This window comes from Gleimia europaea ACS-120-V-Col10b, assembly GCF_000411155.1.
GTDB classification, from domain to species: Bacteria; Actinomycetota; Actinomycetes; order Actinomycetales; family Actinomycetaceae; genus Gleimia; species Gleimia europaea_B.
Genome location: NZ_KE150266.1, coordinates 686,122 through 709,647 on the forward strand (window position 1 = coordinate 686,122; position 23,526 = coordinate 709,647).

Genomic DNA, 23,526 nt, shown 5'->3' on the forward strand with positions numbered 1-23,526 from the left:
CGAACTGCTTCGCACCGTCCTTAATCTGCTACATGGATGCATCAGCTTGGTTCGGGGCCGTGTTGGCCGCCTGCGGACCGGATTGCGTGGCCTCACCCTGAGGGTTGTTAGTTACCGACTCGTTTTCTGGCTTCACTTCCGGCGCGGGAACGCTCTCGCGCGGCGTTTGCGATTCTTCAGGCGTAGGTTCGGGCAGATTCTGGTCGGTCATAACTTCCTCCTGGATAGACCTCACAGTGTCGTTCGCAGATTATCACCTTACTATCGGCGGGAAACTGCAGATTTCAAGAAATCAGTGATGGGTTCAGTCCGGTTTCGCATTATTCTCTGGGCGAGAAAACGGATCTTAAAGCGGTATCCTACGCTGATTTGAAACTGTTAGACTATACGATTTCTAAGCCTGATCAGAACTATTATTTTGCTCTGATCGGCGAGCATCTTGCTTGAAACGTTGAGAATTCTGAAACTGTTGAAACTGCTGGAACCGTTCGAACTGCTGAAACTGTTCGAACTGACGAAGATCTGTGGCAATGTACGCAGGAGCTGGCATATAGGCAGGACGCTGCCGAAGAGTCAATACCGCTCCCACAATAACGCCACTTGCAACAACCAATGGCAACAGCCAATCGATAAACATGGCATTGTCAGACCCCATAGTTAGAAGGAGCCCCAGAACGCTGGTGATCACATTGAGGATGCCCGTTATCAGCCCTACCACACCAGTCGCGATCATGATGCCACGCTGACGACTAATCTGCGAGCCAATTGCCATAGCAACAGTGATTATGAACGGAAAGAAGAGCAACATTCCATAGATTGCTATGGCCCGACCGGTCACCATCGGCAGAAAAGACACTACTAGCGCCAAGAACGCAAAGACCAATAATAGGAGTGGCCCATTACCCCTGGCTTTTTCAACCGTGTCCTGCCGGGTATTCTCAAGCGACGAATTTTGCCGAGCGTTGTGTTCCAACCGCTGCGATGGTTTGCTTCCATCGTATGCGGATGTGTATTCATTGAAATTCGGTTGACTCGCGCTACTCATTAATACTCCCCAGAAGCGGACAAGATTCGAAACTTGTTCGTAGGTTACCAGTTTTACAACAGGGGAATTTCGGATTACCGGCACCTATCCGAGCGAATCGATTACCTGTTTGAATACACAATCCACAAAGTGAGATTTTATCCCCCTCCCGAGGCCGGGCACCCCGTAGTGAGCTATTCGTGGGGACGCTATATCCATTTCAACTGAGATTTCTACTCATACGACTTCTACCTGTATGCGTTTGTAGGTGCAACAAATCTTTGTCCGTGGAGTTCATTAGAATGATTCAAAGCCCTTTGCGGTATTTCGCACGTCATGGCGCAAAATTCGGCTCTGCGAAGAGAATCGATTGTGCCAACTGCCCGGGTGATTGTTCGCGTTCGAATAGAAGGAAAGTTTATGGCTACTAAGAAGAATAGGAAGAGTCTAGAGCAGACCCTTTGGGATGCGGCCGACAAGCTACGAGGTAATCACGAGCCATCTGCATACAAGCCCGAGGTGAATCATGAGTGAACAACTCGTCAAACACTCCACCGGCCAATTCCTCATGTTCACTATTGACGAATCCGCTGGGATTGAAGTGCGCTACGAAGAAGGAACCATCTGGCTCACCCAAAAACTCATGGCGCAACTCTTCGACGTGGACGTCAGAACCGTAAACGAACACTTAGGTAATATCTTCCATTCAGGCGAGCTCGATCAAAACTCAGTTATCCGGAAATTCCGGATAACTGCCAGTGACGGCAAGAGCTACCTAACAAATCACTACAACCTCGACGCCATCATTTCCGTTGGATACCGCGTGAACTCAATCCGAGCTACACAGTTCCGACAATGGGCAACCAACGATCCGCCACGCTCGAATAAGACCAAGCCCCTCCACCCAAAACGCCGGGTAAAGGAAGCGCGGAGAGAAATACCCAAAACGAGAGCAAAAATCGAGGGGGCAGGAGTTCTCTACCTCCTGCCCCCTCGATTAAACCACTAGCTCTCATGCCCCTTGAGAGCGAGAATCTCGATTCTGCGGACGAGTTTGCACCGGATCCCAGCCGCGCGGCCTAGCCGTTGACTGAATGGACTCCTCACGAGAACGGTACACCACGTACGGGCGCGTCGGATACATCACCGGCGCCGAAACAACATGCACCAGCCTCGTAAACGGCCAAATCGCAAACAGCAAGAATCCCGCAATAATGTGTAACTTAAACGAAGTGGGAACCAGAGCGATCAGTTCCGGTTGCGGTTGGAACGTCAAAATCGAACGCAACCACGGGCTAATCGTCTCCCGATAGTCATAACCACCTGGCACGCCCAGGATCTGGTTCTGCAACGTCGCCCAAAAGCCCAAACCAATCGGCAAGCACAGCAGCACGTACATGAAAATGTCGTTCTTCGTAGTCGCAAACCGAACTGACTTTGTAACAATACGCCGGTACAGCAGACCAATCAGACCCACGATCGTCATAACACCCGCAGCCGTGCCGCCAATCGTCGCCATCAAATGGTAAGCATGCTCGGAAACCCCAAGCGCTTGCGTCCACGACTTCGGAATCAACAGCCCCATCACGTGCCCCAGGCCAACGAACAGTATGCCAAAGTGGAACATCGGCGACGCCCACCTAAGCAAAGCAGACTCGTGCAACTGCGACGAACGCGACGTCCACCCAAACTTGTCATACCGATAACGCCACACCAAGCCCACAATCAACATGGCTAACGCTAAGTACGGGAACCCCGTCCAGAAGAAAGTCTCGAACGCACTCATCTGCGTGCCCCTTCACTCGAAATCGGGAATGGAAGTGACTGCACACCAACCAGCTCCGAGGGTGGGCCTTGCAGCACAAGTTTACGAAAAGCCTCCTGCGCCTTCCTATCCAAAGGCGGAAGAGTCAGAACCAGACCATCAACCACCGCTTGCCACGGGCTATTCAACGACCCGAGAGCGGCGCGGAGCACTTCGAGGCCGTCACGATGGATAGCAAGCAAATGCGCCGCTAGCTCATCACCCGTGCGGGCACTAAGCTCAAGCACAGCCGGCAAATAATCTGGGAGCTCACCGCCAGTTACCTTCCACCCCATTGCCTCAAACGCCTGCTTGAAAGCTAAAATCGCTGAGCCCCTCATGCGCGTGTCGCCCGCCGAATAGTACGACAGGTACAGATTGCACTTACGTTTCTGGTCGAACGTGCGCACATACAGGTCTTCGATCTCGCGCAGGTCAGTGGACTGCGCCCAATCGAGAAACTCCTGAAACCGATCAGCCACGGCCCCGTCAACGTTTCCAAGTTCGAGGCGGATAACATCCAACTGCTCGTGAAAATCCTCCGCCGGATAATCCAACAACACAGACGCAATCATGTGAGCCGTGCGCTTCTTACCAGCCTGCGCAGAATTCAACGCCTCCTCGACGCGCTGCTCACTCATCGACGCACCTCCAACGGAACAAACGTCTTCGTGCCGCCGCCCGGCTGCGCATATCCGGCGCCACCCATGCCCGGCCCACCGAACGAGTCAAGCGAACAACCCAGCTCCGCCAAGCCGCGTGGCGTTTCCGAGGACGTAGTTGGAATCACGTAACGGTCATCATATTTCGCAATCGCCAACAGACGGTACATTTCCTCCATCTGCCCACCCGTCATTCCAACAGCCTTCGCCCCCGTCTCGTCAGGCTCCTCATCTAGGTGGAGGCCGCGCATATAAGTACGCATCGCAGCCAGGCGCCGAAGCGACTTCTCCACCGGAACCGTGTCGCCCGCCGTGAACAAACCAGCCAAATACTCCAGCGGAATACGCATCGTAGCGATCGAAGTCATTAGGACCTTCGCATCCTCCCCATCTTCACCGGCCGCAGTCACCGCATCCACCACGGGAGAAAGAGGCGGGATATACCAAACCATCGGCATAGTGCGGTACTCCGGGTGAAGTGGCAGCGCAACCTCGTACTCGCTAATCAGCTTCCAAACCGGGGACTGTTGCGCGGCGCGAATCCAGGAGTGCGGAACGCCATTCGCCTCAGCCTGCTCCAACACCTCCGGGTCGAACGGATCCAACAAGAGACTGCGCTGCGCCTGATACAGCTCCTTCGGATCCTTCACCGAGGCGGCCTCACCTACCCTATCCGCGTCATAGAGGAGAACACCCAGGTAGCGCAGACGCCCCACGCAGGTTTCTGAACAAACCGTTGGTTCGCCCGCCTCAAGGCGCGGGTAGCACAGCGTACATTTCTCAGCCTTACCCGTATGGTGGTTAAAGTAAACCTTCTTGTACGGGCATGCCGAGATGCACTGGCGCCAGCCCCGGCACTGATCCTGATCCACCAGCACAATGCCATCTTCGCTGCGCTTATACATCGCGCCTGAAGGGCAAGACGAAACGCAAGTGGGGTTCAAGCAGTGTTCACAAATGCGCGGCAGGTAGAACATGAACGAATCCTCGATCTGCGTCTTCACCCGCGTTGTCATCTGCTCCAAAATCGGATCCTGATGCATTGTTTCAAGCGAGCCACCAAGGTCATCGTCCCAGTTTGGGCCCCAATTGGGGTTGTCCATCTTCTCGCCGGTAATCTGCTTGACCGGGCGAGCCGTTGGCAAATACTTCGAATCCTTTGGCGCGCCAAGAAGCTTCTCGTACTCGTATGTCCACGGCTCGTAGTAGTCATCCATAGTAGGCATGCGCGGGTTAGCGAAAATCGTTGTGAGCTTATGCCAACGGCCACCGCCCTTTGGCTTCAACTTACCGGACTTTGTGCGTTCCCAACCGCCCTTATAACGCTCCTGGTCTTCCCATTGCTTCGGGTAGCCAACACCAGGTTTTGTTTCTACGTTGTTGAACCAGACGTATTCCATGCCCTCACGGTTGGTCCACGCCTGCTTGCAGGTAACCGAACACGTGTGACACCCGATGCACTTATCGAGGTTCATCACCATTGCGATCTGAGCCATAACCTTCATTAGAAGTCCACCTCCGTGGTGCGGCGACGAATAAGAGTTACTTCATCGCGTTGGTTACCAGTTGGGCCAATGTAGTTAAACCCGTACGTCATCTGCGCGTGGCCACCAGCCATATGGGTTGGTTTTAATAGGATCCGCGTAAGCGAGTTGTGAATACCGCCGCGGATACCTGACTTTTGCGAAACCGGTGTTCCCGCAACCCGCTCTTGCGCGTGATGCATGTAAACCGTTCCCTCAGGCATCCTGTGTGATACCACCGCACGAGCCGCCACGGCACCATTGCGGTTGTACGCCTCAATCCAGTCGTTATCCTTCACGCCAATCTTCTGCGCATCCGCTGGCGACATCCAAATGGTTTGCCCACCTCGTCCAAGCGTCAGCATGTGCAGGTTGTCGTAGTACTGCGAGTGGATCGCCCACTTGTTGTGCGGCGTCAAGTAACGCACAGCAACTTGAGCCACGCCCTCGTCCTTGGAAAGCTCTCCCACAACCGCGTCACCATAAATGCGTGCGAGGTCCAGCGGCGGACGGTAAACAGGCAAAGACTCACCGATGTCAATCATCCAGTCGTGGTCAAGGTAGTAGTGCATGCGCCCGGTGAACGTGTGGAACGGCTTGCGATGCTCAATGTTGATAACGAACGCCGAGTATCGCCTGCCCCCATGCTCTGAACCAGACCATTCGGGTGACGTAACCACTGAGCGCGGCTGGATTGTGATCTCGCGGAACGTGAGGCGCTTTTCCTCATCTCCCAACGCGAGCTGCGCAAGCTCCTGGCCCGTCTGCTTCTCGTACTGGCGAAAGCCCTGCACCGCCATGCGTCCATTAGTGGTTCCCGACATTTGCATAACAGCATCTGCGGCCTTAACCGGCGTGTCCAGCAGCGGACGCCCCGCGCCAACCCCACGTGTTGCCGTGCCGTTCATCCGCCGCAACACATCTACCTCTTGATCCGGTTCCAACGTGATTCCCTTTACGGGAAGCCCCAGCTTTTCCACGTTCGGACCAAGCGTGGTGAACTTCTCGTAAATCTGCGTGTAATCGCGCTCCACCGGAACGAACTTCGGTAGCGTCTTCCCCGGAATCAGCTCACGCTCTGCCAAAGGCTCCACAATGCCGTGCGGCATTGCCAGCTCGTCAGGCGAGTCATGCGCGATTGGAGCCATCACCACGTCGGTTTGCGACTGCAAGTGCGTTTTCGCCATTTCTGAGACCAGGAACGCAAGATCCTTGAACACTTCGAAGTCCGAACGCGCCTCCCATGGCGGCTCCACCGCTTTATTGAACGAATGCAAGAACGGATGCATGTCCGTAGATGAAATGTCGTACTTCTCGTACCAAGTTGCCGCCGGTAGGACGATGTCCGAGAACAATGTTGTGGACGTGTTGCGGAAGTCCGCGGTGAACATCAGATCCAGTTTGCCGATGCCTGGATTATCACGCCATTTCATCAACTTCGGACGCTTACCCTCGGCAAGCTCCGGCGCTGAAACTGCGCTGTCCGCACCAATCATGTGGCGCGCAAAATACTCTGCCCCCTTTGCGGACGAACCAAGCAGATTCGTTCTCCAATTCGCAAGAATCCGCGTGAAGTTGCGCGGATTATCCGGATCCGTACACGCGAAATTCAACCGGCCAGCTTTGAGCTCTTGCACCACGTATTCGCCCGGAGCCATTCCCGTCTCACTCGCGCTTCTACCGATCTCAATGGAAGACCTGTCAAACTGCGGGTAAGACGGCATCCAACCACGCTGTGATGCTTCCACGAGCGTGTCCGCGTTTGTGAGCCCCTTCCAATCCGCGAGCGGCGAGCCAACTTGGCCTGCAAGAGACCCATCGTAGCGCCACTGATCCGTTAGCAGGTACCAGAATCCGGTTGAGATCATTTGGCGAGGCGGTCGCGACCAGTCAAGGCCCATCGCATACTGTTGCCAGCCTGCGATTGGGCGAACCTTTTCTTGGCCCACGTAATGTGCCCAACCGCCGCCATTAACGCCCTGCGTTCCACACATCGACGTGAGCGCGAGGAACGTGCGGTAGATCGTGTCAGAGTGGAAGAAATGGTTTGTTCCCGCACCCATAACGATCATGGATCTGCCCTTGGAATCGATCGCGTTTTGCGCGAACTCTCGGGCAACCCGGATGGCAGCGTTCATCGGCACGCCCGTGTGCTCTTCCTGCCATGCGGGGGTGCCCGGCGTTGCGGCATCCTCGTAATCCGTTGGCCATTGCCCAGGCAGGCCGTCCCTCTTCACCGCGTACTCCGCCAGGAGCAGATCGTAAACTGTGGTTACAAGCTCCTCGCCCACCTTGAATGCGGGCACCCCGCGGCGAACCAATCCTGCCCCTATTACCATAGTTTCAGATTGTGTTGCGGGAAGGTCAAAACGAGGAAGCACAACCTCAACCCCGTTGGCATCACTTCTGCTAAACGCAGACATTGCCGGATTCACACCGTCGAGCGCGAGGTTCCACTTTCCGTCCTCACCTCCCCAGCGATCCGCAACCGTTCCACCCGGATCCTTAATCGTCCCATCCTCGTCAAGCACCAGAGCGCGATGCTCCGGATGCGGCCTGCTCTTCAAATCACCGGCAATATCGTTTGGCAAGTCAGATGCCGTGAGGAATTTGCCGGGCACAAGCCCCTGGTCGGTTTGCTGCAATTTCACTAAAAATGGCGAATCCGTGTAGCGCTTCATGTAATCGAGAAAGAACGGCTCTTGCCGCTTAACGTGAAACTCTGAAAGGATCACATGCCCCATTGACTGCGCTAGGGCGCCATCCGTGCCCGGATTCACCCGCAACCACTCGTCGCCAAACTTCGTGTTATCCGCATAGTCAGGAGAAACAGCTACCACTTTTTGACCGTGGTACCGCGCCTCCGTCATGAAGTGCGCGTCGGGCGTGCGCGTGAGGGGAATGTTTGACCCCCACATGATCAGATACTTCGCGTTGAACCAATCTCCGGCCTCGGGCACGTCCGTCTGGTCTCCAAACACTTGCGGAGAGGCCGGCGGAAGGTCTGCATACCAGTCGTAGAACGACAGCATCACACCGCCGAGTAGCTCGTAAAATCGCGAACCGGCAGCATATGAAATCATTGACATTGCGGGGATAACTGAGAATCCCGCCATGCGGTCCGGGCCGTACTCCTTAATCGTGTACACGTGCGCTGCCGCGAGGATCTCGTTGACCTCGTCCCATCCCACGCGAACCATGCCACCTTTGCCGCGCCGCGACTTGTAAGCCTTCGCTTTCGCTTCGTCCTCAACAATCGCGCCCCACGCCTCAACCGGATCTTTACCCAAAGCGCGTTGCTCGCGATACATGTCCAGCAAAACGCCGCGAATATGCGGGTAGCGAATGCGCGTTGGCGAATACTCATACCAAGAGAACGCCGCGCCGCGAGGACACCCGCGCGGCTCATATTCGGGCATGTCCGGGCCGGTTGACGGGTAATCAACTGCCTGCGACTCCCAGGTGATGACGCCGTCCTTCACATAAATCTTCCACGAACAAGAGCCCGTGCAGTTCACGCCGTGTGTTGAACGCACAACCTTGTCATAGGACCAGCGCTGGCGATAAAACGAGTCCGCGTCACGGCCGCCTTCGAGAAAAATCTGGCGCGCATCGCCCGAGGCCTCACCGCGACGAAGCTTTGAACCGAGCGCGAACACACCTGCCGCAGATTCGCGGTAGCTCTGCTTACTTGAATCACTCATGATTTCCTCCCCTTTACGGCCCTTAGCCCGGGAACGGCGCATTCTTGCGCGCGTAACGCATCCAACAGACGATCGAACAGATGACGCAGTAGACAGCCGCACCAAAGAAGAACGTTGAGGCCGCCATCATCGACAAACACACACCCACCAGGAACGGGCCGAGCGCCGCCACTGCTGCGGTGAACCCAATTGCGCCGCCCGCCTGGCGCTTCGGCATGATCATCGGCATTTGCTTGAACGTGCCCGCATTGCCGATGCCGGCAAAGAAGAACATGATCAACATGGCCCACAAGAAGCCCTTGAAATCAGCATTCGACGCGGGATTCACGAGGAAGTATCCCGAAATCAGTAGGGTCACAGCCATTCCCACGCCCGAAACGAATGTCCAAATGCCGCCCCCAAAACGGTCACACAGAGGCCCCCACGCCACGCGCACCAACGAACCGATCAGCGGGCCGAGGAACGCATATGTTGCGCCCTGCACCGCCAGCCCCAGCGCAGATTGCGCACCATAGTTGTTATTGATGAGGAGGCCGAACTGCGCGGATGCACCCGAGAAAATGCCGAACGTCATTACGTACAGCAGGGTCATGAACCACGTGTTCGGATTTGAGAAAATATCGAGCTGTTCACGAACATTTGCTTTTACGGGCACGTCCTTCAACATTGCGAAGGACAAGATTGCCGCGAGTACCGCCCAGGGCACGAAGAAAATTGCGGGATTTGAAACCCAAATCGGATTGCCTGCTGAATCGGTTTGTGGCGCGATCCATGTCATTCCGAACAATGCCGACCCCATGAGTACGGGGGCGGCAAGCTGAATAATGGACATGCCCAGGTTACCGATGCCCGCTTGTAGGTTGAGTGCGGTTCCCGCTAGACGTTTCGGGAAGAAGTAGCCGGTGGAAGGCATATAACCAGAGAAGGAACCGCCACCAATACCGCACATGAACGATAGAACTAGCAGCCACCAAAATGGCGTCGAGACGTCTTGGACGGCAAAGAACCAGCCAAACATCGGGATAGTGAACAGCAACGACGAGATACCTACAAGCTTGCGCGTACCGATCATGGGTGGCAAGAACGTGTAGATGAGGCGGATTAGACCGCCCGAAAGGCCCGGCATTGCGGCGAGCCAGTACAGTTGCGCGGGCGTTAACTGGAATCCGATCTCATTCAGTTTTGGTGCGAGAGCAGATACCAGGAACCATACGCTAAACGCGAGAATCATCGAATAGGTGGAGATTACGAGGGTTGTCCACGCAATTTTTGAACTCCACTGGTTAGGATCTTCCGGATTCCAATTCTTTAAGACGCGTCCAGATGCGTCCAAATGTTTCGTTTCGTCAGCCATTTTCGTCCCCTAATGGAATGCCACCTTGGCATGTGTGTTCCCAACTGGAAAGTAGCAAGAATGTGCGCAGTTAAATGGGAAACCTAGAAGCAACGCTGAAAACCGCTCACAAACCGCATGAACACGCGTTTTTGCAATCTGGACACTTTGGAGAAAATGAGCCCAATATTTTATGAACACCACCCAATTAGAAAAGGAGCACTGCGTTAAAATGGAAAATACCGGTTTAAAATAGTGCCCTGTGATTTTTCAATAGAATTGGTGCTAGTAATAAAGGAGTACGATGTGACTGAACCTAAGCTCCCAAACGTTAAAGCCGCTGTTATCACCGTGGATTCGCGCGTGGTGGCTGGCACGAAACCGCCGAAGGGCGCGCAAACTGCTGTCTCCTTTTTGAATGAGGCTGGGATCGATGTTGTTCGAGAAGTCGTTATCGACGATCTGGCAGCTCCTTTACGCGGCGAGTTCGACCGTGCCCTGGAGGCTGGAGCCCGCTTAATCATCACTATCGGGTCGACGGGGGTTTCTGCGCGCAACATAGTTCCAGAAACCACCTTGGCGGTATGCGACGTTGAACTTCCCGGAATTGCCGAGCAGATTCGCCAAGAAGGCCTAAAGAACACGCCTCTTGCTGTGCTTTCACGCGCCGTAGTTGCAGTGACGTCCAGAACCTCGCGGGGAGCAGTTATCGTAAACTGTCCTTCCTCCTCGGGCGGCGTGAAGGATGCACTCGCAGTTCTGCTCCCGCTACTGGGTTACATTTACGAACAGTTAGACCAGACGGAAGCCTAAACGCACAGCCATATCTTTTGCATCGGCTGGCGTGTCCACATCCATACAGCACCAGTTCGTATCCACAACATGGGCGGCCGTAATCGTTGCAAATCCGCGCCGGATAGAGACATCTCGATAGATTGAGAGATCTCGTAGGGCGCGAAGGCGATAACAACCATGCAGGTATTGCGGCCACGCCTCTGCATCTGCCGAAACGGGGACAGCCGCGTCAACTTTGCCAATCTCAATGCAAAGTTCCCCCCACAGCCTGGGCGATAGTGGAGCATCGCACGTCATCACAGCAACCAACGTGGAACCCGGCATGTCCGCAAGAGCTGCGACTCCCGCGCCCAAACCCGCGAGCGGGCCGCCGTGGGGAGGATCTTCCAGCGTTAACTCCACACCCTCACGCACTGCCAACTCATTTGGAGCCACAGCAACGATGCGTCCCGCAAATCCAGTGCGGTCAATCTCAGCTAAAACAATGTCGATGAGACGAAGCGGGCCTATTTTATAGTCGGGCTTGGAAACTCCCCCAAGGCGCTTCGCGGTTCCCCCAGCGAGCACAAGCACAGCCTCCGGAAGTCTCTTCCGCACCTCTCCGCCGCTAGAGCCCAGCGCGTTTTGCCTGGTGTGGATAGTCATCCAGCGCCCTCCAACAAAGCCTCGTACAAGCATTTTCACGCACAGTATCACCCACACGAGTATGTGGCTCGGCCCAGCATGTACCTCGGTTACCCGTCCTCTTCTGCAACCGGGCCTTCCTCTGCGGCGTTATCTTCCTGCAATAGGCGAACCGTGCACGTCCCATTGCCTGCAAACGGGACAATTTCAACGTCAATCTCACCATCACCCCTAGCTGACAACAGTTCCTCAATCATCCCACCATGGATCTGACAAATTACCTCCGGCATCACCCCATCGGCTGGCAACAGCGGGCAGTTATGCAACTTCACGAGGCCGGCCTCAACTGTTGGGGCGAAACCTAACTCGGTCATGTGTTGAACTATCACCCCGAGCGGCGAATCACCACTTGGCAGACCGTCCTCATCTATCAATAAACGCGCCCATTTGCGCCCCCACGCGCGCGCAAACTCCCACTTCTCATCACGCCCACCATGTAACTCAACACCGGCACGAACCATTGAAATGAAGTGCTGCGTAATCGCATCCGATGTTGGCACCAACGCCACGTACACCAAACGAGGCCTTCCATTACCCGAATAACCTGGCGCGCGTTTACTACACACGAGACCATTCGATACCAACGCATCCACATGTTCCCGAACCGTGCTCACATGAATACCCAGCTCCTGCGAAATCTCCAACGCAGTTAATCCGCCCGGTCTTGACACCACCAAATCCAAAACGCGGGCCTGTTGCGGCGTTAACGACTTCGACGCCTCCAACAACTCGCTCGTGGGACGCGGGCCCTCCATATCCATGCGACCACCTCAAAACTGCTCCAACTCATACCAGCTTAAACACTCCCACATCCCGCGCAAACCCACCCCACACCGCGAAAACCTCGGGTGGAGGAAACCAGACGAAATTTATGCAAAATAGCGACCCAAATGGAGAGATGTCACATAAAAGGTGTTTAAAACTAGACTCTGCCACCATATTTTGAACAATAGAAGTATGGCAAATAGCGAAAATCGAGACACGCAACATACGAAACCAGAAATAACAGATACACAACCAACAGAAAGTACAACCACCGCAGCGTCAGAACTTGCGGCGCTACTATCCGAAGAAAAACACATCAACGCGGCAGACCTGCAAGAAAAGCCCGTTGAACTAATTTCTGAAACTGAAGATCAATCCATCAGCTGGCCGGTAGTTATCCCCGCCATGCTTCTAATCCTCACCATCGTCGTTTGGGGACTAGGCAAACCAGACAACTTCGAAGCCACCGCGAACAGCATGCTCACTTGGGTACTAACCAACCTTGGCTGGGCATTCGTACTCTTCTCAACCATCTTCGTCATCTTCGTCATCGTCATCGCTGCCTCCAAATTCGGCAAGATTCGCCTGGGAGCCGCAGACGAGCAACCCGAATTCTCTAACGCATCGTGGATCGCCATGATGTTCGCAGCCGGCATGGGCATCGGCCTCATGTTCTACGGAGCATCCGAACCCCTCGCCTTCTACCGTGACGGCGTACCAAACCACGCCCCGCATGAGGTAGGTACCGCCATGGCATCGGCCATGTTCCACTGGACCCTCCACCCCTGGGCCATGTATGCCATCGTCGGCCTCGCCATTGCCTACTCCACCTACCGGATCGGCAGGCGCCAACTTATCTCCTCCGCATTCACCCCACTCATCGGTGAACGCCACGTCAACGGAGCCGTTGGTAAAACCATCGATGCTCTCTCCATCTTCGCAACCGTATTTGGAACCGCATGTTCACTGGGCCTCGGTGCCCTCCAAATCCGCGCTGGCCTAGAAGTTGCCGACCTCGTAGAAGATCCTGGCACCGGCCTCATCGTCACGATCATCGCGGTACTAACCCTCGCGTTCCTGCTCTCCGCAATGTCTGGAGTTGGCCGAGGCATCCGCTACCTGTCCAACGTCAATATGATTCTCGCGGTCGTGCTAGCACTGGCCGTGTTCGTACTCGGTCCCACCATTGCGCAACTAAACCTGCTTCCCGGCTCCATCGGCGCGTATCTATCGCAATTCTTCGAAATGGCGGGGCGCACCGCCGTCTCCGCAGACGGTACCGCCGGCCCCTGGCTATCGGGATGGACCATCTTCTATTGGGCATGGTGGATCTCCTGGTCCCCCTTCGTGGGCATGTTCATCGCCCGTATCTCGCGCGGCCGCACCATTCGCGAATTCTGCATGGGCGTAATGCTCGTGCCAGCCGGCCTGTCCACGGTCTGGTTCGCAATCTTTGGCGGCAGCGCCATCTTCCTCGAATCCAATGGTCAATCAATCTGGGGTGACGGCAGTGCAGAAAGCCAGCTGTTCAACCTGCTTCACCAACTACCGGGAGGCTTCTTCTTCGGCATCATCGCCGTCGTCCTCTTAGGCACCTTCTTCATCACGTCAGCCGACTCGGCCTCCACCGTCATGGCATCCATTTCCCAAGGAGGACGCTCCTCCGCCTCCCCGTGGTTAGCCGGAATCTGGGGCCTACTCACGGCCTCCATTGGCCTGACTTTGCTGGTCTCCGGAGGCGACGGTGCGCTTTCAAACATTCAATCCGTAACCATCGTTGCGGCCACTCCATTCTTGTTCATAGTTATAGCGCTCATGTTCGCAATCGTTAAAGACCTTCGCAACGACGTGGTCTACCTAGACCAGCGCTCGCAAGAGGCATTCCAACGCCAGCTGGCCATCGAGCGCCGTCACCGCCGCGAACGCGAAGAGATTCGCCGCCGCAACAAGGCCATCCGTCAAGCCGTAGGTGCAGACCGGGGCCGCAAACAAAGATAACAGCGCGGCGAGAAACAACGGTGAAGGGCGCGGGAGGTGACTCCCGCGCCCTTAATCATGCAAAACCTAACGAATGCCTTTAGCGAACCTTTGGATCTCTCGCTGAGCTTCCCGCTTGTCCTGTGCTTCGCGTAGCGCCTGCCGTTTATCCCACTGCTGCTTACCACGCCCGAGCCCAATCAGTAGCTTCGCGCGGCCTTCAATGAAATAAAGCTCCAGCGGCACAATCGTGTACCCCTTGGCCTGAGCTTTCATCCCCCAGCTCAAAATCTCACTGCGATGCATCAACAGTTTGCGCTTACGCGTCGGTGCATGATTATTCCAGGTGCCCTGAAAATACTCCGGGATATTCGCTTGCCTGAGCCAAGCCTCGCCCTCGTAAATCTCCACCCACGCCTCCGTAAGTGACGCCCTGCCCATACGCAGCGCCTTCACTTCCGTGCCCGTCAGCACAAGGCCAACCTCAAGCCGGTCCTCAATGAAATAGTCATGGGTGGCGCGCTTATTGCGAGCAATCACCTTCTTTGCATCCGCCTGTGCCTTAGCTTTTTGCGCAGGCGTCAACTTTTGCTGCCCAGACTTAGCCATAACAGCCTTCCTCACATTCAGACCCGCCACATACAACCGGATCTGTCATATTACAGGTAATTCGCCGGATCCACATTGGTGCCATTAAGTACCACTTCATAGTGCAAGTGGCAGCCAGTGGAAGCACCCGTGCTACCCACGTATCCAACAACCTGTCCGCGCGAAACCGTTTGCCCAACCGAAACTGCGGCGCTTTGCAAATGTAGATAGTACGTCTGATACGAGTTCCCGCCAATTAGCCCATAGTTCAGCGCCAAATAGTTACCGCCCGTAGGCGACCACGTCACCAAACTCACCACACCATTAGCCGTAGCGAGCGCCGGTGTGCCACACGGAGCTGCAATGTCAGTGCCCTCATGCAAACGCCACGTCTGATAAACCGGGTGCCACCTATAGCCAAACGGCGACGCCAGCGGATAGCGCTGGCCCAACGGGTAGCTCAAAACACCCGAAGTTTGCACCGAACTGCCACCGCCCGCAGATGGCACCTGGTTTTGCTGCCACTCAACCTGCTTGCGCCGGTTCTCCTCATCAATGCGCGCAATGTTCTGGCGGGCAACCTGGTAATCACGTTCTGAAGCCGCCAGCTGACGCTGAGCCTCTTCGCGCACCTTCGAAACATCGTCGGCCCGCTTGGCCTCCTTCTGCTCCAGCGACTCCAACTCGCTGAGCTTAGTCTGCGCGAGCGTCTTCGACTCAGACGCAATCCGCTCCGCGTTCTCCGCCTTCGCCTGAAGCTTGCCAATCCGATCCGTGAGCGCCTCCTGGCGGGCAGAACGGTTACGCTCCACCGCTAAGCTATCCTGCGCGGCAAGCATCGCCCGAGACTGGGCAACAGCCATCGTCTCGGCCCCAGCCGCCCTCCTCGTAATATCAGCCGTAGACTTCGACGTCATCGCAATCATCAACGGCGAAGACGCGAAATCACCCGAACGATACACCTCGCGAACCATCAGCGAAATACCCTGGCGAGACTGCGCCGACTCCGAGCCAGCCTTCGCGATCTCCTCATCAATTCGCGCCTTATCTTCCTTAGCCACGTTGAGGCGATCCGTCACCTGCTCCAACTCGCGCTGCGCGCTCGCATACTGGGCCTGCGCCTTATCCAACTCGTCTTTGGCTACCGGCAGATCCTTACGCACGTCTTCCAGCTTGCGGTACATCTCTTTCAAATCATCATCGAGACCCGCAATCTGCTCTTCAAGATCAGCACTCTCGTTCGCAGCCTGATCGCGCTTATCAACCCAATCGTCACGCTCCGCAGCCACAGCGGACACGCCAGACAGCGCCAACACCGCGCTCGTGAAAGCCGCAATCGCAAAACCGAAACTACGTCGCATGACCCGCTCCTTACGCCTTCGTGTACTTTGCCAACGACACCGCCGAAGCAATAACCGCCAGCAAAATAGCCATCACAATCAGGCCCGGAGCCACAATCAGAAGCTCCCTCGTGCCCACAAACTTCGTCCACGCGAACGTGTTTGCAAGCCACGAATTCACAAACAAGTGCAAACCACCCCACAGGGCAGCCACCGCTCCGATCGCGCCCAGCAAAGCAGCCAACGCGCCCTCAATCATGAATGGCAACTGGATAGTAAGACTCGAAGCGCCAACGTAACGCATGATCGTTGTTTCCTTCTCCCGCGACATTGCCGAAAGACGAATCGTAGTAGTAATCAACAAAACCGCTGCGATAGTCATAATGCCAGCCAAGCCAAGCGAGAGGTACTTAGCGTTATCAATCACCGCGAACAAAGGCTCCACGATCTCCCGCTGATCCTTCACCTCCGCAACGCCCGGGGCGCCCGAAAACTCCTCCTCAAGCAGACGATACTGCTGCGGATCCACCAGCTTCACCCGGAAAGACACCCACATCATGTCCTCCGTCAGCCAATGCGTGAACGGAGTGCCCTCGTACAGTTCCAAGAAGTTCTGGTACGTGTCTTCCTTCGACTCGTAGTAATACTCTGACACGTAACCCGATAGTTCCGGCGATTCGAGCTTGGCGCGGACAGCCTCGATCTCCTCCTCCGTGGCCTCCTGCTGATTACACGACGCCACGAGATCGTCCTTAGCGCACATGTGGATCGACACCTCAATCTTGTCGTACCACTGCGACTTCATCGTAGAAACCTGCATCTGCGCCAGCGCCGCAATCCCCACAAATAGCAGGGACACGAACGTCACCAGCACAACAGAAATCGCCATCGCCTTATTACGCGACAGGCCCTTGCCGACCTCAGAAAAAATATAACGCGCTCTCATTTACTACCCCTGCGTTCCATACACGCCGCCCTTTTGATCCCGAATCACGCGGCCATCGGCAAGCTCAATCACGCGCTTACGCATCTGATCCACAATCTCGGCGTCGTGAGTTGCCATCACCACAGTTGTTCCCGTTGCATTAATGCGCGTAAGCAAACGCATAATGCCCAGCGACGTTTCCGGATCCAAGTTACCCGTAGGCTCATCCGCGAGTAGCAACTGCGGGTGATTCACCATGGCGCGCGCAATCGCCACGCGCTGCTCCTCACCGCCCGACAGCTCCCAACGCATGCGGCGCTCCTTGCCGTCCAGGCCCACAAGCTCCAAAATCTCTGGAACCTGCGTTTCAATCTGGTGGCGCGGCTGACCCAGCACCTGCATAGCAAACGCCACGTTCTCGTACACGTTCTTATTCTCAAGCAACTTAAAGTCTTGGAACACCATGCCGATTTGGCGACGCAAATGCGGCACTTTCCAACGCGACAACTCGCCCACATTCTGGCCAAGCACCCACACGTCCCCCGACGTTGGGCGCTCCTCACGAAGCACTAACTGCAGGAACGTGGACTTGCCCGAGCCGGACTTACCTACCAAAAACGCAAACTCACCGCGCTCGATCTCAAGGCTCACATCATCAATCGCGGGCATAGCGCCACGCGTATAAACCTTCGTTACCTTGTCAAAACGAATCATTAGTTCACCTACTGCTCCTGGCCGGCCTCAGAATCTTTACGCCACCGAATACCAGCATTAATGAAATCGTCGATCTCTCCGTCGAACACGGCCGCCGTGTTGCCATTTTCGTAACCAGTTCGAAGATCCTTCACCATCTGATAGGGCTGGAGGACGTAGCTTCGCATCTGGTCACCCCACGAAGCCTTCACGTCCCCCGCAAGCTCCTTGCGGGCCGCCTGCTCCTGCTCGTGACGAAGCTGAAGCAAACGCGACTGCAACACTCTAAGTGCCGCCGCGCGGTTTTGGATCTGCGACTTCTCATTTTGCATCGACACAACGATGCCCGTCGGAATGTGCGTCATCCGCACCGCCGAGTCCGTTGTATTCACCGACTGGCCACCCGGCCCGGACGAGCGGAACACGTCCACCTTCAAATCCGAATCCGGAATATCAATATGATCCGTAGACTCAATCAGTGGAATAACCTCCACCGCAGCGAACGAAGTCTGGCGCCTACCCTGGTTATCAAACGGGCTGATCCGAACCAGGCGGTGCGTGCCCGCCTCCACCGACAACGTGCCATAAGCATACGGAGCATTCACCTCGAACGTCGCGGACTTAATTCCAGCCTCTTCCGCATACGAAGTGTCCATCACCGTAGTCGGGTACTCGTTGCGTTCCGCCCAACGCAAATACATGCGTAGCAGCATCTGCGCGAAATCGGCGGCATCCACGCCACCCGCGCCTGACCGGATCGTCACCACTGCGGCGCGCTCATCATAATCTCCCGACAGCAGAGTCCTTACCTCAAGATCTGCTAAATCTCGCTGGATTTTCTCCAGCGAAGCCGCAGCTTCTTCCAGTAGGAGCTCACGATCTTCGCCCTCTTCTTCGCCCGCCAGCTCCACAATCGCCTCAAGGTCCTCGATGCGCTCACCCATTTTTGTCACGCGCGCCAGTTCAGACTGCACGTGTGACAAGTTGGACGTCACCTGCTGCGCCTTTTCCGGGTCATCCCACAAATCAGGTGCCGCCGCCTGCTTCGATAAGTCCGCGATCTGCTCACGCAACTGATCCGGGTGCGTAACCGCCACGATATTCGCGAAAGTTAAGCGCAAACTCTCAATTTCCTCGGGAAACTCAATACTCACGCCTCCACTTTATGGCATTAATGCAGTTTCGCCGACGCCACCACACGGACAGTCAAAGGTTGATTAATGAAATCCAGCACGCTTCCAAACACAGGCATCTGTGGATTCATCGCAAGCTCCACACGAGCCTCACCCGCGCTCGCCGTCGCGCTCTCAATCCAGGCGTCACTGCCCACCTTGCAAGAAGTGGTGCGCAGCTGGTTAAACACGGACGCAGCCCGATCCGACACGCCCGCCTGCGTCACGTGGGCTGAGCCATTCTCGTAATAATCAGCAGCAGATGTTGATCCCGCTACAGACAGCGCCACCCAATCCGCGCACGAAAGCAACTGGCGGCGCTGCACGTGCACAGTGGTTGCCGCAATTGATACGAGTACCACCGCCACCACCAACAGCGCCAAGCCAAGCACCAACAGCGTGATCCGGCCATCCTCGCCGGCCCCGCGCGCGGCTATCTGACAAGCCGGCGCATTCGGCTTCCAACGCCGATACTGCCTTTTGCCCCCTCGCCTCATTACTGTCTCACCAACTCGATTCGATTCACCGGCACCTGCACGGATGAAACTACCGGCACCTGCGGGTGCAAAACCCTCGCCATAGCATCGGGAATCAAAGGCAAAGCCACTTGCGTTTGCACCTCAATGCTCACGAACTTTGCTTGACTGCACGGCGTTGGATCACACACCACCTCCAAGCTGTGCTCGCCGCTCACGTTATAGTCGGTGACAATCTGATCCACCTGCCGCTCCACGTGCGTGTGCGCGAGCGGATCATTAGCGAGCAAGCGGCCACTTTCTCGCGTAGCGGCCTCCGATGCGAACACCGCCGCCTGGAATGCCGCAACCGTGAAAATGAAGTACGCAACGGGGATCAAAATAATCACCAACATCGCCACAAACTCAACGGTTGCCTCCCCGGCCTCATCCCCACACGGGAAGGCATTGCCCTCGTTCACGCCAACACTGCGCTGCCAAAACCTACGGAACATGCTACGGTTCCTTCCACGAGGACGCCGAAACATGCAACGTGTTTGCAAACCCAAACGGGCCGAGTAGGGGCAAAGTTGCGTCCACCTCGACGCGCACCACAAGCTCCCCATCCACAGATGTCTCAAACACGCGCACATCCCGCGAAATATCGCTGCCCAACGCAGTGTCTAACAGCTGCGAAGTGCGATCCGCTCCCTCCGCCAGCGTTGCACCCACAAGCGACGCCCTGCGTGCCCCCTCAGATGCCGCATCTATTGCGACATTGCGGGTGTGCAGGGCAAACGCTAACTGCAACAAACCGAGGACCACGAACACGACCAGCACTTGAACGAGCACGTGCCCCACGATCTGCGAGCCGTCCTCCGCCTGCGCCCAACTGGGAAAACCCCTCATGACTACGGGCCGTTAACACTCTCAATAGCGGTTTGAAACAAGTTCGACAGCGTAGGTGAGGCTATCGCCCAAATCGCGGTAACCAGGCCAGCCGTCATAAGCGTGACCAGAACCCAACCGGGAACGTCGCCGCGCTCCGCGTCTTCATCTGTCAGCCACAAGTAGACGAAAGTAAGGATTGTGTTCATAGATATTCCTCTCAAAGCGTCTAGAAGCGCAGTGCAACCAGACCGGGATACAGGGCAAAAACAACTGTTACAGGCAAAATGATGAAAACCACGGGGAAGAGCATCGCGACCTCCCTCTTACCGCCAGCTTCCATTAGGGCGCGGCGGGCCTCATCGCGCAGATCTCGCGCCTGCTCGCGAAGCGTAGTTGCTAGCGGGGCACCTCGCTCCATCGACGCGATCAACGTGTCCAGCAGGCGGCCAAGCTGCGGCGAACGCGTAGTGCGGCGCAGTTTCGCCAGCGCCCTAGTCAGCGACGCACCATTATCAATATCTTCAAGCGTCGCCCCCAACTGGGTGGCAAGCTCGGCGCCAACGATTTGCTGAACTCGACGGAGCGCAGCCGGCACCGACTCGCCAGCAGACACCGAGAGGGCAAGCAGCTCCGCCGCATCCGCAACCTGGCTGGACACCTTCCGAGAAACCGCGTTCACACGAATAGTTAAAACCCGGTCATACACCACGGCACCGGCGACGAAACCAATCAGCATCATCACCAACCACTGCAGCACCGATACTGGCCTCGCCGCCGCGATTGAGAACATCAGCAAAGTCATTATCACCACGCCCGCTATACCAGCTAAAAACTGTTGCAAACGGAAGCGTTCCAACGTTGATTTAGATGAAAGTGCGTTCAAACGATCCGTCACCGATACCGCAGTCGAACCAAGCTTTTCCCACAGCGGGGAAATCCACCTCAGCCGTGAGCGCGCGCTACGGGTATTCCGGCCAGACGCGAGCACTCGCACCACCAGACGCTCACGCGAAGCCGCCACCGCGCGGATCATCATCACCATGCCCAAACCGAACATGCACCCCGTTAAAACCGCCCAAGACAGCATTTACACACCATCCAAACGGCCAATGAGCCTCATCAGCCCATACGCGACCAAACACGCGATGCCACCACCAAACAGCACCAAAAGCCCCATCGGTTTGGTGTACGCTGACGCCGCATCCAGCCTCGTCGAAATCATCACCAGCACAATCCACGGCGCCGCCACCGCCAGCCTAGCCGCGTTCACCGTCCAAGACTGGCGCGCAAGTAGCTCCCCACGCACTCGCGCGTCATCACGAAGCACCGCTGACAAGTCGCGCAACAAATGCCCCAACTCTGAACCACCCACCTCGCGCGCCAACTTCAGCACCTCAAATAACCGGGTGGCTCCCGGATCCGAAAAATCCTTTTGCACGCCCTCAAGCGCTTCAATAAACCGGCCATTGGCCCGATACTCGCGTGCGAACCTTTCAAAATACGGGCGCGTCACCTCCGGGCCGTTTTGAGCCAACTGCACTACTGACTCCGGGAGCGTCACCCCCGCCCGAATGGACGCCAATACCGAATCCACCACATCCGGCCATGCCTTGCGTACCACGTCCGCGTGGCGTTCAATCCGCGCATACAACCACGCCGGTGCCACCGAGGAAGCCGCTGTCGCCACCGCGAGCGCCACCGGCCACGCCCTCGTAAGCCCAAGAACCAGGAGGAAAACAACTAGCGGAACAGCGAGGAGAACAGCGCGAAACAAGTTGGTTTCAGATTCGGACAGGCCCGCCCTAGCGCCCAAAACAGCCATCTTTGAACGCGATTTTTCTTTCCGTTTTGGCACGGGTGTAGTAATAGACCAATAAACCAGGAGGACGCCCAGGGCGAACCCAGCGCCAAGGATCACGTTCATGCAAACACCTCCTGAAACTGATCGTTTACCGGAGTCGGTTTCTTGGCAACCAGATCGTTGCCATTCCACTCGAACAGCGTGACCGCAGAAACCGCACTCCCGTTGGCACCTTCAACACGCACGATTTCTTGCACGTGTCGCCTACCATCCCCGTCGCGCACCACGTGCGCAACCAGGTCGATTGAACTTCCAACCGTTGGGATAACGAATGCGGAAGTAACATTCTCGCCGGCAAGCAGGGGCAACAGGCAGAGTTTGCGAAGAGCCTCGCGCGCCGTGTTTGCGTGAATAGTTGAAAGCCCAGGAATACCAGCATTTAAAGATAGGAGCATGTCGAGCGCCTCCGCCCCACGCACCTCACCAACCACGATCCGATCCGGACGCATCCGCAGTGACTCACGCACGAGGTCGCGAAGCTTGACCTCGCCGTGGCCCTCAATGTTGGCCGAGCGGGTTTGCATCGCCACGCAGTCACGATTCGGCAGGTTCAGTTCAAACACTTCTTCACACGTGACAACCCGCTCACGCGGCGGAATTTCTCTGGCAAGTGCGCGCGCCAGCGTGGTCTTACCCGCCTGCGTTGCACCCGAAACCAGCACTGTGGCACCACCTTGAACTGACTCGGACAGGAACTGCGCTGCCTCTTGAGACAGCGAGCCCGCTTCAACCAAATCCCACAGGGAGCGATCTAAGTGCAAATGTTTACGGATGTTAAGCGACCATTCGCGGCCCGCAACCGGAGGGATCACCACGTGGAGCCTCTCCCCGCCCGGCAGCATTGCATCCACAAATGGAGCGGACAGATCGAGGCGCCTACCCGAATGGTGAAGCATCCGTTCAACGAGATCTTTCACGTCCTCGGAACTTAAAATCACAGGTGTTAGCTCCGACTGTCCCCGCCGTGCCACAAACACTTTCGACGGAGAGTTTACGTAAAGTTCTTCAACTTCTGGGTCATCGAGATACTTTTGTAGCGGACCGTAACCACCAATATCAGCCATAAGAGCGGTAGTGACTCCCTGGCGTTCTTCTTCATCATCAACGGTGTAAATGTCGAACGAGCGATCCACAACAGCGCGAAGCATCTGCGAGTTAGTAACCGGGTCAAAACCCGCGTCAGCTACCGCCCTGCGGACCCACTCACCCCGCGCACCCTGCGACATTGCAGCCATACATCCTCCACCTGTTTTCTAGGGCTAAAGTACCTGATCGCCGATCGTAAATACACATGCCCGATCAAAATGTGGATAACTGGACGTTAGCGTCT

Annotated in this window: 24 protein-coding genes and 1 pseudogene; 4 read left to right on the top strand and 21 right to left on the bottom strand. The window is 56.2% G+C overall.

The window, feature by feature from the left end; genetic code table 11:
- Nucleotides 1-28: 28 nt before the first annotated feature.
- Together HMPREF9238_RS03115 and HMPREF9238_RS03120 are read right to left on the bottom strand one after the other, a co-directional pair.
- Entirely contained in the window at nucleotides 29-211 is a 183-nt protein-coding gene (locus tag HMPREF9238_RS03115) for a hypothetical protein (RefSeq protein WP_016443988.1), read from the bottom strand.
- A gap of 183 nt (nucleotides 212-394) precedes the next feature.
- Nucleotides 395-1,045 carry a hypothetical protein gene (locus tag HMPREF9238_RS03120; RefSeq protein ID WP_016443989.1) on the bottom strand — a complete coding sequence of 217 codons (651 nt, stop codon included), beginning with the start codon at nucleotides 1,043-1,045 and terminating at the stop codon, nucleotides 395-397.
- A gap of 399 nt (nucleotides 1,046-1,444) precedes the next feature.
- On the opposite strand from HMPREF9238_RS03120, the gene HMPREF9238_RS08955 reads away from it, so the two are divergent.
- Nucleotides 1,445-1,558 (top strand): type I restriction-modification system subunit M N-terminal domain-containing protein, encoded by a 114-nt coding sequence (locus HMPREF9238_RS08955; protein ID WP_016443990.1) that lies wholly within the window; start codon nucleotides 1,445-1,447, stop codon nucleotides 1,556-1,558.
- Nucleotides 1,551-1,889, top strand: a pseudogene (locus HMPREF9238_RS03125) (virulence RhuM family protein); the annotation flags it as partial. The gene HMPREF9238_RS08955 and the pseudogene HMPREF9238_RS03125, both read left to right, overlap by 8 nt.
- Nucleotides 1,890-2,036: 147 nt before the next feature.
- On the opposite strand, the gene narI reads toward HMPREF9238_RS03125, so the two are convergent.
- The 5 genes from narI to HMPREF9238_RS03150 are packed head-to-tail and all read right to left on the bottom strand — an operon-like array spanning nucleotide 2,037 to nucleotide 10,071.
- Nucleotides 2,037-2,810 carry a respiratory nitrate reductase subunit gamma gene (gene narI / locus HMPREF9238_RS03130; RefSeq protein WP_016443992.1) on the bottom strand — a complete coding sequence of 258 codons (774 nt, stop codon included), beginning with the start codon at nucleotides 2,808-2,810 and terminating at the stop codon, nucleotides 2,037-2,039.
- Nucleotides 2,807-3,469: a nitrate reductase molybdenum cofactor assembly chaperone gene (gene narJ, locus HMPREF9238_RS03135; protein ID WP_016443993.1), complete on the bottom strand. Its 663-nt coding sequence runs from the start codon at nucleotides 3,467-3,469 to the stop codon at nucleotides 2,807-2,809. Before narJ ends, narI begins: the two co-directional genes overlap by 4 nt.
- Nucleotides 3,466-4,995 (bottom strand): nitrate reductase subunit beta, encoded by a 1,530-nt coding sequence (gene narH, locus HMPREF9238_RS03140; RefSeq protein ID WP_016443994.1) that lies wholly within the window; start codon nucleotides 4,993-4,995, stop codon nucleotides 3,466-3,468. The genes narJ and narH overlap by 4 nt, the downstream gene beginning before the upstream one ends.
- A complete protein-coding gene (locus HMPREF9238_RS03145) occupies nucleotides 4,995-8,717 on the bottom strand; it encodes a nitrate reductase subunit alpha (RefSeq protein ID WP_016443995.1) in 3,723 nt (1,240 codons plus the stop codon). The genes narH and HMPREF9238_RS03145 overlap by 1 nt, the downstream gene beginning before the upstream one ends.
- A 22-nt stretch (nucleotides 8,718-8,739) precedes the next feature.
- Nucleotides 8,740-10,071: a nitrate/nitrite transporter gene (locus HMPREF9238_RS03150; RefSeq protein WP_016443996.1), complete on the bottom strand. Its 1,332-nt coding sequence runs from the start codon at nucleotides 10,069-10,071 to the stop codon at nucleotides 8,740-8,742.
- A 285-nt stretch (nucleotides 10,072-10,356) separates the two neighbouring features.
- Here HMPREF9238_RS03150 and HMPREF9238_RS03155 point away from each other — a divergent pair, with 285 nt between their 5' ends.
- Complete coding sequence (locus HMPREF9238_RS03155) at nucleotides 10,357-10,863, top strand: MogA/MoaB family molybdenum cofactor biosynthesis protein (RefSeq protein ID WP_016443997.1); 507 nt, start codon at nucleotides 10,357-10,359, stop codon at nucleotides 10,861-10,863.
- Here the strand turns inward: HMPREF9238_RS03155 and mobA are convergent.
- Together mobA and HMPREF9238_RS03165 are read right to left on the bottom strand one after the other, a co-directional pair.
- The gene (mobA, locus tag HMPREF9238_RS03160; RefSeq protein ID WP_016443998.1) at nucleotides 10,843-11,490 is read right to left on the bottom strand and encodes a molybdenum cofactor guanylyltransferase; all 648 of its coding nucleotides are present in this window, start codon (nucleotides 11,488-11,490) and stop codon (nucleotides 10,843-10,845) included. The two genes, HMPREF9238_RS03155 and mobA, sit on opposite strands and share 21 nt — an antisense overlap.
- Before the next feature lie 89 nt (nucleotides 11,491-11,579).
- Nucleotides 11,580-12,290, bottom strand: a complete 711-nt coding sequence (locus HMPREF9238_RS03165) for a helix-turn-helix transcriptional regulator (RefSeq protein WP_016443999.1) — start codon at nucleotides 12,288-12,290, stop codon at nucleotides 11,580-11,582.
- Between the two features lie 196 nt (nucleotides 12,291-12,486).
- Here HMPREF9238_RS03165 and HMPREF9238_RS03170 point away from each other — a divergent pair, with 196 nt between their 5' ends.
- Complete coding sequence (locus tag HMPREF9238_RS03170; RefSeq protein ID WP_016444000.1) at nucleotides 12,487-14,292, top strand: BCCT family transporter; 1,806 nt, start codon at nucleotides 12,487-12,489, stop codon at nucleotides 14,290-14,292.
- A gap of 66 nt (nucleotides 14,293-14,358) precedes the next feature.
- Here the strand turns inward: HMPREF9238_RS03170 and smpB are convergent, their stop codons facing one another.
- The 12 genes from smpB to HMPREF9238_RS03230 are packed head-to-tail and all read right to left on the bottom strand — an operon-like array spanning nucleotide 14,359 to nucleotide 23,431.
- Entirely contained in the window at nucleotides 14,359-14,880 is a 522-nt protein-coding gene (gene smpB, locus HMPREF9238_RS03175) for an SsrA-binding protein SmpB (RefSeq protein WP_016444001.1), read from the bottom strand.
- 50 nt (nucleotides 14,881-14,930) lie between these two features.
- A complete protein-coding gene (locus HMPREF9238_RS03180; RefSeq protein WP_016444002.1) occupies nucleotides 14,931-16,220 on the bottom strand; it encodes a M23 family metallopeptidase in 1,290 nt (429 codons plus the stop codon).
- A 10-nt stretch (nucleotides 16,221-16,230) separates the two neighbouring features.
- Entirely contained in the window at nucleotides 16,231-17,145 is a 915-nt protein-coding gene (gene ftsX, locus HMPREF9238_RS03185; RefSeq protein ID WP_016444003.1) for a permease-like cell division protein FtsX, read from the bottom strand.
- A gap of 3 nt (nucleotides 17,146-17,148) precedes the next feature.
- Entirely contained in the window at nucleotides 17,149-17,838 is a 690-nt protein-coding gene (gene ftsE / locus HMPREF9238_RS03190) for a cell division ATP-binding protein FtsE (RefSeq protein ID WP_016444004.1), read from the bottom strand.
- Between the two features lie 8 nt (nucleotides 17,839-17,846).
- Nucleotides 17,847-18,971 carry a peptide chain release factor 2 gene (gene prfB, locus HMPREF9238_RS03195; RefSeq protein WP_016444005.1) on the bottom strand — a complete coding sequence of 375 codons (1,125 nt, stop codon included), beginning with the start codon at nucleotides 18,969-18,971 and terminating at the stop codon, nucleotides 17,847-17,849.
- A 17-nt stretch (nucleotides 18,972-18,988) separates the two neighbouring features.
- Nucleotides 18,989-19,486 carry a hypothetical protein gene (locus tag HMPREF9238_RS03200; RefSeq protein WP_016444006.1) on the bottom strand — a complete coding sequence of 166 codons (498 nt, stop codon included), beginning with the start codon at nucleotides 19,484-19,486 and terminating at the stop codon, nucleotides 18,989-18,991.
- Nucleotides 19,486-19,959, bottom strand: coding sequence for a hypothetical protein (locus HMPREF9238_RS08560; protein WP_016444007.1), 474 nt, complete (start codon nucleotides 19,957-19,959; stop codon nucleotides 19,486-19,488). The genes HMPREF9238_RS03200 and HMPREF9238_RS08560 overlap by 1 nt, the downstream gene beginning before the upstream one ends.
- Nucleotide 19,960: 1 nt before the next feature.
- Entirely contained in the window at nucleotides 19,961-20,353 is a 393-nt protein-coding gene (locus tag HMPREF9238_RS03210) for a TadE/TadG family type IV pilus assembly protein (RefSeq protein WP_016444008.1), read from the bottom strand.
- 2 nt (nucleotides 20,354-20,355) lie between these two features.
- A complete protein-coding gene (locus HMPREF9238_RS03215; RefSeq protein WP_016444009.1) occupies nucleotides 20,356-20,541 on the bottom strand; it encodes a hypothetical protein in 186 nt (61 codons plus the stop codon).
- Nucleotides 20,542-20,561: 20 nt separating this feature from the next.
- A complete protein-coding gene (locus tag HMPREF9238_RS03220; protein ID WP_016444010.1) occupies nucleotides 20,562-21,422 on the bottom strand; it encodes a type II secretion system F family protein in 861 nt (286 codons plus the stop codon).
- Nucleotides 21,423-22,259, bottom strand: coding sequence for a type II secretion system F family protein (locus HMPREF9238_RS03225; RefSeq protein ID WP_016444011.1), 837 nt, complete (start codon nucleotides 22,257-22,259; stop codon nucleotides 21,423-21,425).
- On the bottom strand, nucleotides 22,256-23,431 hold the full coding sequence (locus tag HMPREF9238_RS03230; protein ID WP_016444012.1) for a TadA family conjugal transfer-associated ATPase: 1,176 nt from the start codon (nucleotides 23,429-23,431) through the stop codon (nucleotides 22,256-22,258). The genes HMPREF9238_RS03225 and HMPREF9238_RS03230 overlap by 4 nt, the downstream gene beginning before the upstream one ends.
- Nucleotides 23,432-23,526 lie beyond the last annotated feature (95 nt).